The organism is Eubacterium ramulus ATCC 29099 (assembly GCF_000469345.1).
GTDB classification, from domain to species: domain Bacteria; phylum Bacillota; class Clostridia; order Lachnospirales; family Lachnospiraceae; genus Eubacterium_I; species Eubacterium_I ramulus.
On record NZ_KI271108.1, the window covers coordinates 1 to 15,318 of the forward strand.

The 15,318-nt window shown below is 45.7% G+C and carries 12 protein-coding genes; 11 read left to right on the forward strand and 1 reads right to left on the reverse strand.

Annotated features, from left to right (window positions below; translation table 11 throughout):
- The first annotated feature begins 135 nt into the window (after window positions 1–135).
- The 10 genes from HMPREF0373_RS04735 to HMPREF0373_RS04780 all read left to right on the forward strand — a co-directional run bounded on the left by HMPREF0373_RS04735 (window position 136) and on the right by HMPREF0373_RS04780 (window position 11,300).
- On the forward strand, window positions 136–1,032 hold the full coding sequence (locus HMPREF0373_RS04735; protein ID WP_021738475.1) for a LysR family transcriptional regulator: 897 nt from the start codon (window positions 136–138) through the stop codon (window positions 1,030–1,032).
- Between the two features lie 416 nt (window positions 1,033–1,448).
- Complete coding sequence (locus HMPREF0373_RS04740) at window positions 1,449–2,720, forward strand: MFS transporter (RefSeq protein ID WP_022035655.1); 1,272 nt, start codon at window positions 1,449–1,451, stop codon at window positions 2,718–2,720.
- Window positions 2,721–2,997: 277 nt separating this feature from the next.
- A complete protein-coding gene (locus HMPREF0373_RS04745; protein ID WP_021738478.1) occupies window positions 2,998–3,858 on the forward strand; it encodes an arylamine N-acetyltransferase family protein in 861 nt (286 codons plus the stop codon).
- A gap of 36 nt (window positions 3,859–3,894) precedes the next feature.
- A complete protein-coding gene (locus tag HMPREF0373_RS04750; protein WP_021738479.1) occupies window positions 3,895–5,427 on the forward strand; it encodes an aminotransferase class I/II-fold pyridoxal phosphate-dependent enzyme in 1,533 nt (510 codons plus the stop codon).
- Window positions 5,428–5,464: 37 nt separating this feature from the next.
- Window positions 5,465–6,043: a nucleoside/nucleotide kinase family protein gene (locus HMPREF0373_RS04755; protein WP_044962982.1), complete on the forward strand. Its 579-nt coding sequence runs from the start codon at window positions 5,465–5,467 to the stop codon at window positions 6,041–6,043.
- Between the two features lie 127 nt (window positions 6,044–6,170).
- Window positions 6,171–7,223, forward strand: coding sequence for a DNA polymerase III subunit (locus HMPREF0373_RS04760; protein ID WP_021738481.1), 1,053 nt, complete (start codon window positions 6,171–6,173; stop codon window positions 7,221–7,223).
- Window positions 7,220–8,128 carry a PSP1 domain-containing protein gene (locus HMPREF0373_RS04765; RefSeq protein ID WP_021738482.1) on the forward strand — a complete coding sequence of 303 codons (909 nt, stop codon included), beginning with the start codon at window positions 7,220–7,222 and terminating at the stop codon, window positions 8,126–8,128. The genes HMPREF0373_RS04760 and HMPREF0373_RS04765 overlap by 4 nt, the downstream gene beginning before the upstream one ends.
- Window positions 8,121–8,855 carry a tRNA1(Val) (adenine(37)-N6)-methyltransferase gene (locus tag HMPREF0373_RS04770; RefSeq protein WP_021738483.1) on the forward strand — a complete coding sequence of 245 codons (735 nt, stop codon included), beginning with the start codon at window positions 8,121–8,123 and terminating at the stop codon, window positions 8,853–8,855. The genes HMPREF0373_RS04765 and HMPREF0373_RS04770 overlap by 8 nt, the downstream gene beginning before the upstream one ends.
- A gap of 125 nt (window positions 8,856–8,980) precedes the next feature.
- Entirely contained in the window at window positions 8,981–9,832 is an 852-nt protein-coding gene (rsmI, locus tag HMPREF0373_RS04775; protein WP_021738484.1) for a 16S rRNA (cytidine(1402)-2'-O)-methyltransferase, read from the forward strand.
- Between the two features lie 31 nt (window positions 9,833–9,863).
- Entirely contained in the window at window positions 9,864–11,300 is a 1,437-nt protein-coding gene (locus HMPREF0373_RS04780; protein WP_021738485.1) for an MATE family efflux transporter, read from the forward strand.
- On the opposite strand, the gene HMPREF0373_RS04785 is transcribed toward HMPREF0373_RS04780, so the two are convergent.
- A complete protein-coding gene (locus HMPREF0373_RS04785; protein ID WP_021738486.1) occupies window positions 11,263–13,140 on the reverse strand; it encodes a DUF885 domain-containing protein in 1,878 nt (625 codons plus the stop codon). The two genes, HMPREF0373_RS04780 and HMPREF0373_RS04785, sit on opposite strands and share 38 nt — an antisense overlap.
- 137 nt (window positions 13,141–13,277) lie before the next feature.
- Between HMPREF0373_RS04785 and HMPREF0373_RS04790 the strand changes: the two genes are divergently transcribed.
- A partial coding sequence (locus HMPREF0373_RS04790) for a leucine-rich repeat domain-containing protein (RefSeq protein WP_044962985.1) occupies window positions 13,278–15,318 on the forward strand: 2,041 nt, incomplete at its 3' end.

Sequence of the window (15,318 nt, forward strand, 5' to 3'; positions counted from 1 at the left end):
ACACCAAGTCTCACGTGCGTTCGACTTGAAAGAATAGATATAGGGATAAAATCGGACATAGGGATGAATGAAGACTGAAATAGAAAGAATCGGACATAGAAACGGAGCATATAGATACAGGGAGGAACAGAGGAGATGACTTTTAATCAGATCAAATATTTTGTAACGGTGGCGGAGTGTCTGAGTTTTACAGAAGCCGCGAAGTGCTTGTTTATCACGCAGCCGGCGCTGAGCCGTCAGATCAATGCTATGGAGGAGGAACTGGGAACCAGACTTTTTATCCGGGAAAAAAAACGTCTGAAGCTGACACCGGGAGGCAGTGTGCTATACAACCGGCTGCCGAAGGTGCTGTCGGATTATGCAGAGGCTGTAGAAGATGCAAAGCATGCAAATTCCGGTTATGAGGGAGAACTACGCATTGGTTTTCTGGATATTTATGATATTTCGGAACTGTTCGATGATGTGATCCGGGAGTTCCGGGAAGCATATGAGCAGATTGCGATGAGTCTGGAGCGGTTTGCCCTGGGAGAACTTCCGGCCCGTCTGGCTGCCGGAGATCTGGATCTGATCCTGACTTACGGCTTTTCGCTGTATGACAAACCGGATCTGGTGACGGTGAATGTGCAGAAATTTGACTCGTGCATTATGCTGAATCAAAACCATCCGTTGGCGCTGCAGGAGACGGTGGCGTTGGCAGATCTGAAAGATGAGCGGTTTATCCAGCTTGGACCGAAGGCCAGTGAAGAGGGATTTCGCTATATCACAAACCTCTGTGCCCGCTGCGGGATCCACCCGGATTTTCTGTTGGTGGAAAAGATGGAGGATGTCATGCTCTGGGTGCAGACCGGGAACGGCGTGGCAATTACGTCAGACCGGACGATCGAGGGTCAGAATCCACATGTAGTGCTGCGTAATATTGATATGCCGGAGGCGAAAAATCACAACATTACTATGGCCTGGAGAAAGAATAATTATAATCCGGCCATTGCCATTTTTATGGAAATGCTCGAGAAAAAATTAACAAAAATTTAATACAAATCGTGCATGATATATGAAAAAGCGGAGAAAAGTTTGAAAAAAGTACAGGAATAAAAACAATCTTGGGGGAAAATAACAGATTTTGTCATAACAAAAATGGATTAAAAAAACAGGATCCTCTAAAGAAAATGGTAAAAAAGCTTTAAAAATGGTAAAAAGCAAGGAGTTACATCCAAAAAAGAGATCATAGTAATGCAGAAAATGCATTATAATACACAGCATTTGTGCAATATGCATATAAAAACAGCGGACATACCAATGCGGTTTAGTGAAATGTGTTGACTTTGAGAATTTTTTAAGATAAAATAGCGGTGTTTTCAGGGCAGATAATGATGTATTTATCTGTTCCGGTGAAGTTGTTTTTGAAACAAATAAAAAATGGTTTTATGGTGTTTAGGAGGAAAGTTGAAATGAACAACAAAAAGACAAGCAGCTGGAACCTTGGTGTAAAAGGTTACATCATCGTAATTCTGGCATTTTTCTCATGTTATGTGTATTCAGCACTGACATCCGATTCTCTGAACGTAACCCGTGACGTATTTATCGGTCTTGGTATCAACCAGGCAGCGGTTTACGCAATGTCAACGATCGCAGTACCGTTCGGTATCATCGGTAGTATTATTCTCGGTCGTCTGATCAACAAACACTCAATCCGTCTTTATTGGGGACTGAGCATGATCATCACAGCTGTATTTACAGTTCTGATCGGTCAGGTACACAATACCGTTGGTGTTGTGGTATGCTATGTAGTAATCTACACATTCTCTCTTGCATCCGCTATGTTGCTTGCAGGTGAGATCATCGGACACTGGTTTCCGACAAAACGTGGTGTAGCTATGGGTCTTTGTACCGCAGGTTATCCGTTGTCTGCAGCTACAACATCTGCAGTAGCAGGTATGTTCGTCGGAACAGTTGGATATTCCGCATATTATATAGCAATCGCAGTTATCGCAGTTATCGTTGGTATTGTCGTTATCGTATTTGTTCGCGATTTCCCGGAAGAAAAAGGTGGTTACCCGGATAACAATCCTGCATTTGATGGTGAAAAAGCAAAAGCTGAGCATCAGGCAGCGCTTGAGTACTTAAAAACATCCAAATGGACTGCTTTAAAATGTCTGAAAACAGGACGTATGTGGGTGCTCTGGATCGCAGTTGGTATCACAGGCTTCATGTCCATGGGTATCATGTCCAACTTCGTAACAAAATTCATGGTTATGGGTTATGAACTTCCGACCGTACTTCAGATGCTTGGTATCGCAGGTGTGCTTGCTATCCCGGGATCTATCGTAGTAGGTTGGTTAGACGTTAAGATCGGTACAAAGAAAACAGGTATCCTGATCAATGTTCTGGCATTTGTAGCAGTTCTTTGCTGTTTAACACATGTAACTGTATTACATTACATCTCCCTTCCGATCCTTGCTGTAATGTTAGGTGGATCTTCCAACTTAATGGTATCCTGTACAGCAGCTATCTGGGGACGTTATGATTTCAAAAATGCATTCTCTGTTATTCAGCCTCTGAACTCTGTAATGACAGGTGTTGGTATCACAGTAGTATCTGCTTGTAACTCAATCGATCCTACTTGCCAGCTCGCTTACATTATCATGGCTGTTATGGCTGTTATCGGACTTATCGCTATGTGTGTATTAAAAGTAGAGCCGATCGACAGTGAGGTACGTTAATTGAATCTCGTCTGAGACATTAGAAAAGTAAATACATCGTCTTTATAAAAACATATTTATAAGATGTTCGGACAAAAAGAAACCTGTCGGCATGTGGAATTACCATGTACCGGCAGGTTTTTTCGCAAAAATAAGTATATCGACAGGTAAAAATATGGTATGATAACAGGTATGTTCTGGCTTTCGATAGTGTCAAATGGCCTATGAAAAAACAGAGACAAAGAAAAAGGCTCAATGAACCTTGAGAATGGTACATTATTTTTAAGGGGGAAAATACATGTATAACGAACAGCAGATACAGGCGTATCTGAACCGGCTTCACTATAATAAGGAGATCACGCTGACACGGGAGGTGCTGGATGAACTGATCTATGCACATCAGTGTTCCATTCCTTTTGAAAATCTCGATGTCTATGATTTTCAGAAGGAGATCTCGCTGACGGAGGAAGCGTTATATGACAAATTTATCGTACAGCGGAGGGGCGGTTACTGCTTTGAGACGAACGGATTTTTCTGTGTGATGCTTCGCTCTATGGGATTTGACGCACGCCCCTGCCTGTGCAGAGTTATGTTTGGTCTGACGGAGCCGTCGCAGAATCTGTTTGATCACCGGGCAACCATTGTCACGCTGGATGGAAAAGACTATTTCTGTGAAGTCGGTCTGGGCGGAGCCATGCCGCCGGCATCTATGAAAATTCCGGATCAGGGACTGTGGACAGCGGATACCGAAGATGTATGGCTTGAAATGAAAGGAGAAGAATTTTCTATCCGTGCCATCGAACCGGGCTGGTATGGAACAATGCGCCGAGTACGGTTGAATCGGGATATTTATGATGATCCGATGGACCGAAAGGAACGTCTGGAGGTTATGTTTACCACGATTGCAGTACATGAGATGGATTTTACATCTTTGAATTATTATCTGTCTCATGCAGAGAAATCGCTGTTTCGCTGCCAGCGGATTGCCAATCTGCGCACAGAGCGTGGATATCGTGCACTGACGGGGCTTGTTTATCGGGAAGTGACAGACGGAATACCCAGAGAGCAGACACTGATGCCGGAGGAACTTCCGGTGATCCTGAAGGAAAACTTCGGAATAGAACTGACAACAGAGCAGATTCGGTATTTTGCGGGATAAGTAGAAAATAATCAGAAAGAGCGGTGATACAATCAGATGGAACCTAAGCAGAAGACAGAACAGGATACGACAGTTGGAAAGGAACATTTTGTCCAAAAAACAGAATATCTGGATGAAAAACTGCTGGCATACAGCCAGACAGATGCCTATCCATTTCACATGCCGGGACATAAGCGCCAGTCTATGGGAAACTGGACCGGAGAAGTAATTGACATTACGGAGATTACCGGTTTTGATAACCTGCATCATGCGGAAGGGATTCTGCAGGAGGCGCAGTGCCGGGCTGCGGAAACGTTTGGCGCGGATGAGACCTTTTTCCTGATAAACGGAAGTACGGCGGGGCTGCTATCTGCCATCTGTGGAACCGTCAGGAGAGGAGGGCGGCTGCTGATGGCACGCAACTGCCACAAAGCCGTCTATCATGCGGTCTATCTGATGGAACTGAAGACTGCATATCTATATCCGGAGCAGACAGACTTTGGCATTCAGGGAAGTATCTCACCGGAACAGGTGCGTGACATGCTGGAGCAGTATCCGGACACGGAAGCTGTTTTGCTGACTTCCCCGACCTATGATGGTGTCGTTTCCGATATTGCAGCGATTGCAGCTCTGGCGCATGAAAAAGGTGTACCACTGATCGTGGATGAGGCCCACGGTGCGCATTTCGGTTTCTCACAGGGATTTCCGCAGAAGGCGCTTGCCTTTGGCGCGGATCTGTGTATCGAGAGTGTGCACAAAACGCTGCCTGCCTACACCCAGAGCGCACTGCTTCATTATCGGAAAAATCCGTGGATCGATCTGGAGCGGGTAAAACAGTATCTGGGAATTTATCAGACCAGTTCTCCATCCTATATTCTGATGGCTGGGATTGACCGCTGCACCCGGATCCTGCGGGAGCAGGGAACGGAACTTTTTGCGGCATACGAACAGCGGCTGCATGATTTTTATGAAAAATGCAGAACATTACAACGGATCACTGTGCTTTCACCTGATGGGAAAATCGGAGAAAACAGGGAAAATGATCCGGGCATCTGGGCACGGGATCCGTCCAAAATCCTGATCTGTGCCGAGGGCGCGGGACTGCACGGGCAGGAACTGGCGGAACTTTTGACGGAGCATTATCATCTGGAACTGGAGATGGCCTCCGGTCACTATGCGACGGCCCTGACAACGCTTATGGATACACAGGAAGGGTTTGACCGGCTGTTCGCTGCACTGCAGGCGATTGATAGAAAGAATCGTAAAAGCGGGATGTTGCATCAGGGGCAGGAATTGGAGACAGCAGATTTATTTACCACAGATGACATATACTGTGAGGCAGAAAAAGTGCTGGAGATTGCAGAGGCAATGGATGCACCGAAGACGACAATCCCTCTGATGAGTGCGGCAGGCTGTGTATCCGGGGAGTTTGTCTATCTGTATCCGCCGGGAATCCCAATCCTGGCGCCGGGTGAGCGTGTGACGGAGGAGATTCTGGAAACGCTGCGCATCTGTCAGGCACGGAACATGCAGATAGAGGGAATGAAAGATTACAGTGGACAAAGCTTGGAAATCTGTAATATACTGTAATCATAATGAGATTTTAGAATGAAAGAGAGACATGATCATGGGAAACATCTATTGTCTGATGGGCAAAAGTGCATCGGGAAAAGACACGATCTATAACCGCCTTCTGGCAATGGAGAAACTGCATTTGCGGCGTGTCGTTCCTTATACCACCCGTCCGATGCGCTCCGGGGAGACCGACGGACAGACGTATGTTTTCTGTACGGAGCAGCAGGTGGCAGATTTTGAAGCGGCGGGAAAAATCATTGAACTGCGTGCATACCATACGATGTATGGCATATGGAAATATTTTACCGCGGATGATGGACAGATCTGCCTGGCGGAGAGCGATTATCTGATGATCGGAACACTGGAAGCATATGAGCAGATCCGTGATTATTTTGGCATGGACAAAGTGTGTCCGGTGTATGTGGAAGTAGACGACGGACTGCGTCTTCAGCGTGCGCTGGATCGGGAACGTGCGCAGGATCAGCCCAAATATGCGGAGATGTGCCGCAGATTTCTGGCGGATGAGGAGGATTTTTCTGAGGAAAATCTGGAAAGAGCAGGGATCACAAAGCGGTTTCAGAATACAGATCTGGATCAGGTCACACAGGAAATCGCTTCTTATATGAAGTAGATAGCATTTCTTTTAATTTTACGTACCGTTTATAGGAGAGCGTATTTTCGTCTGAGATAAACAGCAGAAGGAATGATTCGATTTTTTAGGAAACGGAACGAACAGATATTGGCAGTAAGGAGCAGTAATGGCAGGATTTCATGAGATTATCGGACATGAACAATTGATTGCGCACTTGCAGAGTGCGATTGTAATGGATAAAGTATCTCATGCATACATTATCAACGGTCCAAAGGACAGTGGGAAAATGATGCTGGCACAGGCATTTGCCATGGCGCTGCAGTGTGAGACTTCCATCCGGAACCGGGAGGGAGCGACAGGTCGTCCAGAGGAGAAACTGTCACCGGAAATCCTTGCAGAGCCATGTCTGGAGTGTCATTCCTGCAAACAGGCACTGGGGAATAACCAGCCTGATATTATTTATCTGACGCATGAAAAGCCGAATACGATCTCTGTGGCGGACATCCGTGAGCAGATTAATCATGATATTGAGATCAAACCTTACAGCAGTAAGTATAAAGTATACATTGTGGATGAAGCAGAGAAAATGAATCAGCAGGCACAGAATGCGCTGTTGAAAACCATCGAGGAGCCGCCGGCTTATGCGGTGATCCTGCTTCTGACCACGAATGCGGATGCATTTTTGCAAACGATCCGTTCCCGGTGTGTGATGCTGGACATCAAGCCGGTGAGCGATGAGAAAATCCGGGAATTTCTGATGAAGAAACGTCAGGTACCGGATTACAAAGCGGAGGTATGTGCAGCCTTTGCCAGAGGCAATGTGGGCCGTGCGGTGGCACTGGCTTCTTCCGAACGGTTTAATGACCTGAAGGACGTTACCGTGTCGCTGCTGCGCAGACTGGGCAATATCCGCAGATATGATATTTTACAGGAGATAAAACCACTGAACGATTTCAAGGACGATATCAGAGAATTTTTTGATTTGGTTTTGTTTTGGTATCGGGATGTGTTATTATATAAAGCAGCAGGTTCCGAAGAACAGCTGATTTTCCGGGAACAGGCGCTGGAAATCCGGCGTCAGGCAGAGAAAAGCACCTATCATGGCCTGCAGCAGATTTTAGAAGCAATAGAGACAGCGGACCGACGGATTCGGGCAAATGTAAATTTTGACCTGACCATGGAATTGCTGGCAATGACGATCAAGGAGAACATTGGATGATAAAAGTAACTGGAGTCAGATTCCGTCAGGCGGGAAAGGTGTACTACTTTGACCCGAAAAACCTGAAACTGGAGCGGGGCAGCCATGTCATCGTGGAGACAGCCCGCGGTATTGAATATGGTACAGTCATTGTACCGCCGAAAGGCATTACAGACGATGAGGTGGTTCAGCCGCTGAAGGCGGTGATCCGTGTGGCAACACCGGAGGATGACCGCATTGAAGAGCGAAATCATGAAAAAGAGAAAGAAGCATATAAAATTTGCCTGGAAAAGATTGAAAAACATGGTCTCGCGATGAAACTGGTACAGGCAGAGTATACGTTTGACAACAATAAACTGCTGTTTTATTTTACCGCAGACGGAAGAATCGATTTCCGTGAATTGGTAAAAGATCTGGCAAGTGTGTTCCGTACCAGAATCGAATTGCGTCAGATCGGTGTCCGGGATGAGACCAAGATTCTGGGCGGTATCGGTATCTGCGGACGACCGCTGTGCTGTCATACATTTCTGACCGAGTTCGCACCGGTGTCTATCAAGATGGCAAAGGAACAGAATCTGTCCCTGAATCCGACCAAGATTTCCGGTGTATGCGGCAGATTGATGTGTTGTTTGAAAAATGAAGAAGAAACTTACGAATACCTGAACAGCCGTCTGCCGAATGTGGGTGACCGCGTGACGACTGCAGATGGATTGAAAGGTGAGGTACAGAGTGTCAGCGTACTGCGCCAGCTGGTGAAAGTGATCGTAGATATGGGAGATGAAAAAGAAATCCGTGAATATCCGGTCAGACAGCTGAAATTCCGTTCCAAGCGCCGCAGAGATCACGGCGAGCGTCTGAGCAAAGAGGAAATGCGCAAACTTGCTGAGTTAGAGGACAAGGGAGGACATTCCAAGTTAAATGAGTAATTTATTGCTGGGAGAACGAATCGACGAATTACAGCGAAACGGCTACCGCATTATCCAGAATCCGGAACGATTCTGCTTCGGCATGGATGCGGTGCTGCTGTCCGGCTTTGCCCGGGCAAAAAAACAGGAACGCTGTCTGGATCTGGGCTGTGGAAACGGGATCATTCCGATCCTGATGGAAGCAAAGACAGAGGGAAAACATTTTACCGGACTGGAGATCCAGCCGGAGAGTGCGGATATGGCGAAACGCAGCGTGGCGTTGAATGGGCTGCAGGATCGGATCGACATCGTAGAAGGTGATATTAAGGATGCTTCAAAGATTTTTGGAGCATCTTCTTTTCATGTCGTGACGACAAATCCACCGTATATGACCGCACAACACGGACTGACAAATGTGTATGAGGCAAAAACCATCGCAAGACATGAAGTATTGTGCAATCTGGAAGATATTATCCGGGAAAGTGCGAGACTTCTGATGCCGGGCGGTCGTTTTTATATGGTGCACCGGCCTTTCCGGCTGGCGGAGATCATATCTCTGATGGTGCAGTACCGCATGGAACCCAAACGGATGCGTCTGGTGTATCCTTACGTGGACCGGGAGCCGAATATGGTGCTGATCGAGGGACTGCGGGGTGGAAAAAGCCGAATGACCGTGGAAAAACCATTAATTGTATACAAAGAGCCTGGAAAATATACGGATGAGATATATGATGTATATGGTTATTAAACTTGTTTATCGTATATCTTTGAATGATTGATTCTGTTTTGTACGATAGATAGTAATGCAAAAAGTGAAGTATATGAAAAATGTAAAGATACAATTTTTATCGGACTGTGAGGTGAAAAAAGGTTATGGCTGGAAAATTATATTTATGTGCAACACCGATTGGAAATCTGGAGGACATTACGCTGCGGGTATTACGCACTTTAAAAGAAGTAGATCTGATCGCAGCAGAGGATACTAGAAATTCCATCCATCTGCTGAACCATTTTGATATAAAGACACCACTGACCAGCTATCATGAATATAACAAAGTGGACAAGGCGTATCAGCTGGTGGAAAAGATGCAGCAAGGCACAAATATCGCGCTGATCACGGATGCGGGTACGCCGGGTATCTCCGATCCGGGCGAAGATCTGGTGCGGATCTGCTATGAACAGGGCATCGAAGTGACATCCCTTCCGGGAGCAGCGGCATGCATTACCGCATTGACTCTGTCCGGGCTTCCGACACGTCGTTTTTCCTTTGAGGCATTTCTGCCAAAAGAGAAAAAAGAACGCGCGGCGGTATTGGAGGAACTGAAAAACGATACAAGAACACTGATCGTATATGAGGCGCCACACCATCTGCTGGGGACGTTAAAAGAACTGCAGAATGCACTGGGAAACCGCAGGCTGACAGTTTGCCGGGAACTGACAAAAAAATTTGAAACAGCGTTTCAGACCACATTTTCGGAAGCAATCCGTTACTATGAGGAGCAGGGGGTTCGCGGAGAATGTGTTCTTGTTATCGAGGGCAGAAGCCGTGAGGAACTGGTGCAGGAGGCACAGCAATCCTGGGAGGCAATTTCGGTGGAAGAACATATGGAGCATTATCTGAGCACCGGTATGGATCGGAAAAGCGCAATGAAACAGGTGGCAAAAGACCGGGGCGTTGGAAAACGCGAAATTTATCAGATGTTGTTGAAAGCAGAGAATGAGTGATATCGCACAAGTTTAGCAGAAGTACAGAGATATGTACAAGAATAAAGGCTATGCCTGGAACATTCTTAGGCTTATAGGGGAAGGAGTAGCTATGACAAAAGACTTGACTGTTGGAAGCCCAATGAAACTGATCTGGCAGTTTTCTATACCGCTGGTACTGGGAAATCTGTTTCAGCAGATGTATAACATGGTAGATACGGTAATCGTAGGCCGTTATTTGGGGCTGGATGCCCTGACCAGTGTAAGTTCTACCACATCTATTACATTTCTGATTATTGGTTTTTGTCTTGGTACCTGTACAGGGCTGGCGGTTCCGGTGGCACAGAAATTTGGAGCAAAAAGTTACAGTGAAATGCGTAAATTTGTGATGAACGCAGCCTACCTGGCGATTTTTCTCGCCGTAATCATGACGATCGTGACCTGTGCGCTGTGCGGTTCCATCCTGACCTGGATGAAGACGCCGAATCAGTTTTATCAGGGCGCGTATGATTATCTGTTTGTCATTTTCCTTGGAATTCCCTTTACGTTTTTATACAATGTAGTGGCTGGTATCATCCGTTCACTGGGAGATTCCAAGACACCGTTTTATTTTCTGGTACTGTCCGCAGTGATGAATATTTTTCTGGATATGCTGTTTATCATTGTATTCAAACTTGGTACGGCGGGGGCTGGATGGGCGACCATTTTATCACAGGCAATTTCCGGAGTACTTTGCTTTCGCTATATGAAGAAAAAATATGACATTCTGAAGACAAATCATCAGGAACGCAGACTGGATATGCATTACATAAAGACACTGTTTACAATGGCTGTGCCGATGGGACTGCAATTTTCCATTACTGCCATTGGAAGTATTCTGCTCCAGAGTGCGGTAAATACACTGGGAGCAGTTTATGTATCTGCATTTGCGGCAGCTACAAAGGTAAAACAGCTGGCGATGTGTCCATACGATGGATTTGCCACAGCCAGTGCAACCTTTGGCAGTCAGAACCTTGGCGCCGGCAATCTGAAACGAATCCGGGAAGGATTGAAATCAGGAATTATCATTTCTGTGATTTACAGTATCGCCATCGGAATCGTGCTGATTTTTGCAGGTTCCAAGATTGCCCTGATCTTTGTATCAGGAAGTGAGACAGAAGTGCTTGGCTATGCACAGCAGCTATTGACCTGTGCAGGATTTTTCTATTTCTTTCTGGCATTCCTGAACTGCACACGACTGACCATTCAGGGGCTCGGTTACAGTGCCATTGCCATGTGTGCAGGATTAAGTGAACTTCTTGCCCGTGGTCTGATGTCTGTCTTTGTCATTCCGAAATTTGGATATACCGCAGTATGTTTTACAGATCAGACTGCATGGATCGCGGCAACCGCCGTGGTAATGCCGGTATTTTTTGCAATTATGAAACGTCTGGAGAAACGGCAGGCGGAAGTTACCGGTTCTCCAACACATAATCCCGCAGCACATTGAATGATGCCGGGCCGATTTTTAATACTTTTTCATAAAAGGCAGAGTCCGTATAAGTATCCGGATTCTGCTTTTTCATTTCTTCCTGCAGATCATGAAATTCCAGATATCCGATATAATATTTCAGATAGTTGGCAGGTTCGGATACGATCAGTTCAAAAATATCCCGCAGTACTTCCTCATCAGTGAATCCGTAAGTGGAAAAGAAGGCTACTGTATCGTCCAGCGTCCATCCTTCATAATGGATCCCCATATCCGCAGTGGCGTAAAGACTCAGGATTGCAGCCTGATTTGCAGCGCAGAGTTTTGCAGCATCTTTGGACAGTCCGCTGTAAATATAGGAATGTAATTCCACGAATGTCGCCCAGCCTTCTGTGTAGCCGGGATAGCCAAGCAGTGACCGGATAGGCGGCACATCCTGGCTGTGGAAGTAGATGTTTTGATACAGATGTCCCGGAAAACCTTCATGCGCCAGTGTCGTGAACAGCCGGATTCCTTCATAACCATTTTTCTGATTGATGTAGATGGTGTTCTCTGTCAGCTGATCCAGTGGGGAAGTCAGATAAAATGCCGGGGAGAGATAATCTTCCATGGCAGCATTGATATATTTGACTGTTACATTGCAATCCGGGAGGGAAGGAAAGTCGGCAGTGATCGCCTGCTGCAGCGTAGCCAGCATTTCTTCGGGAGACTGTGTGGAGAAATCGAGTCGTTCTGGCTCCTCGGTGAGATCCGGGTGATCTTCCAGCAATTCTGATACCAGAAGCAGATCTTTTTTGCGCTGGCTGGCGGTACGTTTTTCCAGTGTGGCGACGGAGTCATCGCTTCCGGTATAGCAGCGCACCAGATATTCATAATAGGTATTCCCTTCCGGGAAATGACAGAGGCCGGCATCGTTATATCCGCTATTCTGTAATCCGGCAATTGTGTTGGAAAGCTGTTCAAATGCCGGAAATACTTGCTGTTCCAGAATGTCGCGATTTTGGTTTTGATAGGCAGCACGTTCGTTTTTGGACAGTTCACTCATGGCATCTGTTTTTTCGTTGAAGGTAGCAACAAGATAATGGGAGTTAAGATCTGCCGTGAAGTCTTTGCACTGTTGGATCAGACGCTGGGCGGCAAAGGATGGCATAAAACGCCCGGCGGCAGCTTTTTCCTTCTCATACGCGCTGATCTCAGAAAAATACCGTGGAATGTCGGACAGTAACGACAGGTAATCTGTGATGTCCCTTGTATTCCGAAAGGTATATTCTGCCAGCAGGATGGGAATCTGGGATTGCAGTCCGGTAGTGGGAGTCAGCGGCTCTTCATAACAGTACCAGTTGGCACCGTTTTTTGTGAGATCCAGAGATTCTGACAGAATATCCAGGGTCAGCCGATTTTCAGCCGATAGTTCAGCCGATTGAAATTGTTGCAGTCCGACAAGCAGATTTTCAGCAAAGGCTGCAGCCAGGGCAGGAGAATCTGCAGAGCAGGTTCCGAGAGATGTCTGATAGTCCGTGATACCGTAAGCGGCAGGATCTGCCAGTGTGTAATGAAGGTTCAGCAGATTTGCGGAAGCTTCCTGCCGAAAAAGTTCTGTTACATAATCCGTGAAGGCGGCATTCAAAGCAGTGGTGTTTTCGGATGATGCGTCAGAAGCCGATGCAGCATCCGGTGCATCGGCTTCAGAAGAACTTTTGTCGGAATCTGCCTGCGGATTCGTCAGAAACTGAACAATCCAGGTGTCGGAATCTGCACATTTACAGACGGCGGCACAGAAAATTCCGAGACCAATGAGAAACAGGGAGAGACAGAGGGAAAAACGGATTTTACGAAAAAAATGAAAATGACAGTGGCGCATGGCAGGTACCGGCTATGATTATAATTATTATTAAAATATGTGCCGTCAGGCAGGAATATGACGGGGAAATTGTAATGTTGTGTTAATTGTGGTAGAATAAGCCCGAGATGAGACTACATAAGAAAGGACAACATACTATGAAAAAATTAAACGTATTTATTTGTTTTTTAGCAGTTATTTTTGTATGTGCAATGGCAGAAATTACTCCGGCCCGAGCAGAAGAACGACAGTCTGCTGCTTCCGGTGCGCAGATGGTTGCGGATGATATTACTTTGTATGGGCTGTCAAGCAGCTATGATGGGGTGATCGCGATTCCTGCGGATATGGATACGGAATATCAGATCCATGCAAACGGAAGAGATATCAGCTATACAGTAACGGATGGAAATAATATTACCGTAGATGATCGTGGTGTCGTGCGGATAAAATATACGACGACTTATTGGTATGGAAATATAGGATATTCTTATCCGATCCAAGATAAAACACCTACCAGTGTCGAAAAAAGTTTTGATGCTGGCGATGCAACAGTGACGGTGACAGCAGACGGCGTGCAGACAAATATAACAGTTCATGTGGCAGACTATGCGCAAAAATATGCGGATGATAAGATTTTACAATACATAAATGAAAATATTGCAGGAAAAAATCTCAGTGATATGGAGCTGATGAAAAAAATTGCTGCATATCCGGCCAGCTTTGATTATGGTGCATCGCATTCCGGATATGTGTCTATGATTATTTATGGAAATGGTGACTGTTGGGCGAGTACATCTACCATTATCAGAACTTGTGAGTTACTCGGAATTGATGCCTGGTCCAGAAACGGGAACAAGGATTACGGCGCAGGAAGCGGTCACATGAATGCAATGGTATATTATGATGGCAAATATTATGAACTGGAAGCCGGTTACAGCGGAACAGCACCGCGATATTATTCTGCTGAGGAAAGAGATTCGTTGTTTTGCTTTCATGATAAAGATGATGGGACCTTGTCCATTTATCAGTATGACGGACAACTTACATCAGGTGATACTTTGGAAATCCCGGCAACCTATCAGGAAAAAACAGTTACGGAAATTGAGGATCAATTTTCACAGGGGTCAAACAGAACATGTGGAACAATCCATCTTCCAGATACGATCACAAAGATCGGAGCATTTGCATTTTCGGGTTTTGAACAGGCGACATCCATCAATATTCCGGCCAGTGTAAAGGAAATTGGAACAGGTGCTTTTGCACAGTGCTTATCGTTAGAGAACTTTGAATGCACAGGAATTGGAAATAACTATGCTTCCCAGAATGGTATTCTGTACAGTTGTGATAAAAAAATTGCAATCAGCGGCCCGGCAGTAAATGATCCGCAGTTTGCATCGGGCGTTCAGCAGATTGCAGAGGGTGCATTTAGTTATAATACAAATCTTGTAAAAATAGTAATTCCAGAGAGTGTAACAAACATCGAAGATGCTGCATTTTTTGATTGTTATAGTGTTAAGAATGTGACGATAAAAGGAACTGATATTACATTTGGATCAAATGTGTTTTATAATTGTTCAGAGCTGACATTACGCGGAACAGTCGGTTCTGCTGTTGAGACTTATGCAAATGAAAATGGAATTGCATTCAGAGATATTCAGGAACCTCCAAAGAATGGGTTGTATCAGGAAGGGGATTCCTGGAACTATTATGTGGATGATGAGATTGCAGAAGACGTTACTACGCTGGTAGCCTGCAACGGTGACTGGTGGTATGTAGAAGATGGAAGAGTTAATTTTAATAAATGGGGATTGTATGAATATAACGGAAGTCTATGGTACATTGAGAATGGAAAAGTAAACTTTTCTGAGACGACAATCTGTTATTATGAAGGAGAAGACTGGTATGTAAAAAATGGTTGTGCGGATCCTCAGTACAATGACGTGATTTGTATGAATGACGATTGGCTGGCAGTCAGAAACGGAAGGATTGATTCGAATTTTAACGGGATTGCAAGCAATGCATCCGGAGAATGGTACTGTGAATATGGCCAGGTACAGTTTGCTGCAAGCGGCCTTGTAAAATCGGAGAATGACGCATTTGACGGCTGGTATTATGTTCGGAATGGCTGTGTGCAGAAAGGCCAGGAGACCGTAGTGCAAAACAGCAGTGGCTGGTGGTATATCGGAACAGACGGAAAGG

What these genes read in the sequence shown, in the direction of transcription:
- HMPREF0373_RS04735 (WP_021738475.1), top strand. Translation starts at nt 136, where the DNA reads ATGACTTTTAATCAGATCAAATATTTTGTAACGGTGGCGGAGTGTCTG.
- HMPREF0373_RS04740 (WP_022035655.1), top strand. Translation starts at nt 1,449, where the DNA reads ATGAACAACAAAAAGACAAGCAGCTGGAACCTTGGTGTAAAAGGTTAC.
- HMPREF0373_RS04745 (WP_021738478.1), top strand. Translation starts at nt 2,998, where the DNA reads ATGTATAACGAACAGCAGATACAGGCGTATCTGAACCGGCTTCACTAT.
- HMPREF0373_RS04750 (WP_021738479.1), top strand. Translation starts at nt 3,895, where the DNA reads ATGGAACCTAAGCAGAAGACAGAACAGGATACGACAGTTGGAAAGGAA.
- HMPREF0373_RS04755 (WP_044962982.1), top strand. Translation starts at nt 5,465, where the DNA reads ATGGGAAACATCTATTGTCTGATGGGCAAAAGTGCATCGGGAAAAGAC.
- HMPREF0373_RS04760 (WP_021738481.1), top strand. Translation starts at nt 6,171, where the DNA reads ATGGCAGGATTTCATGAGATTATCGGACATGAACAATTGATTGCGCAC.
- HMPREF0373_RS04765 (WP_021738482.1), top strand. Translation starts at nt 7,220, where the DNA reads ATGATAAAAGTAACTGGAGTCAGATTCCGTCAGGCGGGAAAGGTGTAC.
- HMPREF0373_RS04770 (WP_021738483.1), top strand. Translation starts at nt 8,121, where the DNA reads ATGAGTAATTTATTGCTGGGAGAACGAATCGACGAATTACAGCGAAAC.
- rsmI (WP_021738484.1), top strand. Translation starts at nt 8,981, where the DNA reads ATGGCTGGAAAATTATATTTATGTGCAACACCGATTGGAAATCTGGAG.
- HMPREF0373_RS04780 (WP_021738485.1), top strand. Translation starts at nt 9,864, where the DNA reads ATGTACAAGAATAAAGGCTATGCCTGGAACATTCTTAGGCTTATAGGG.
- HMPREF0373_RS04785 (WP_021738486.1), bottom strand. Translation starts at nt 13,140, where the DNA reads ATGCGCCACTGTCATTTTCATTTTTTTCGTAAAATCCGTTTTTCCCTC.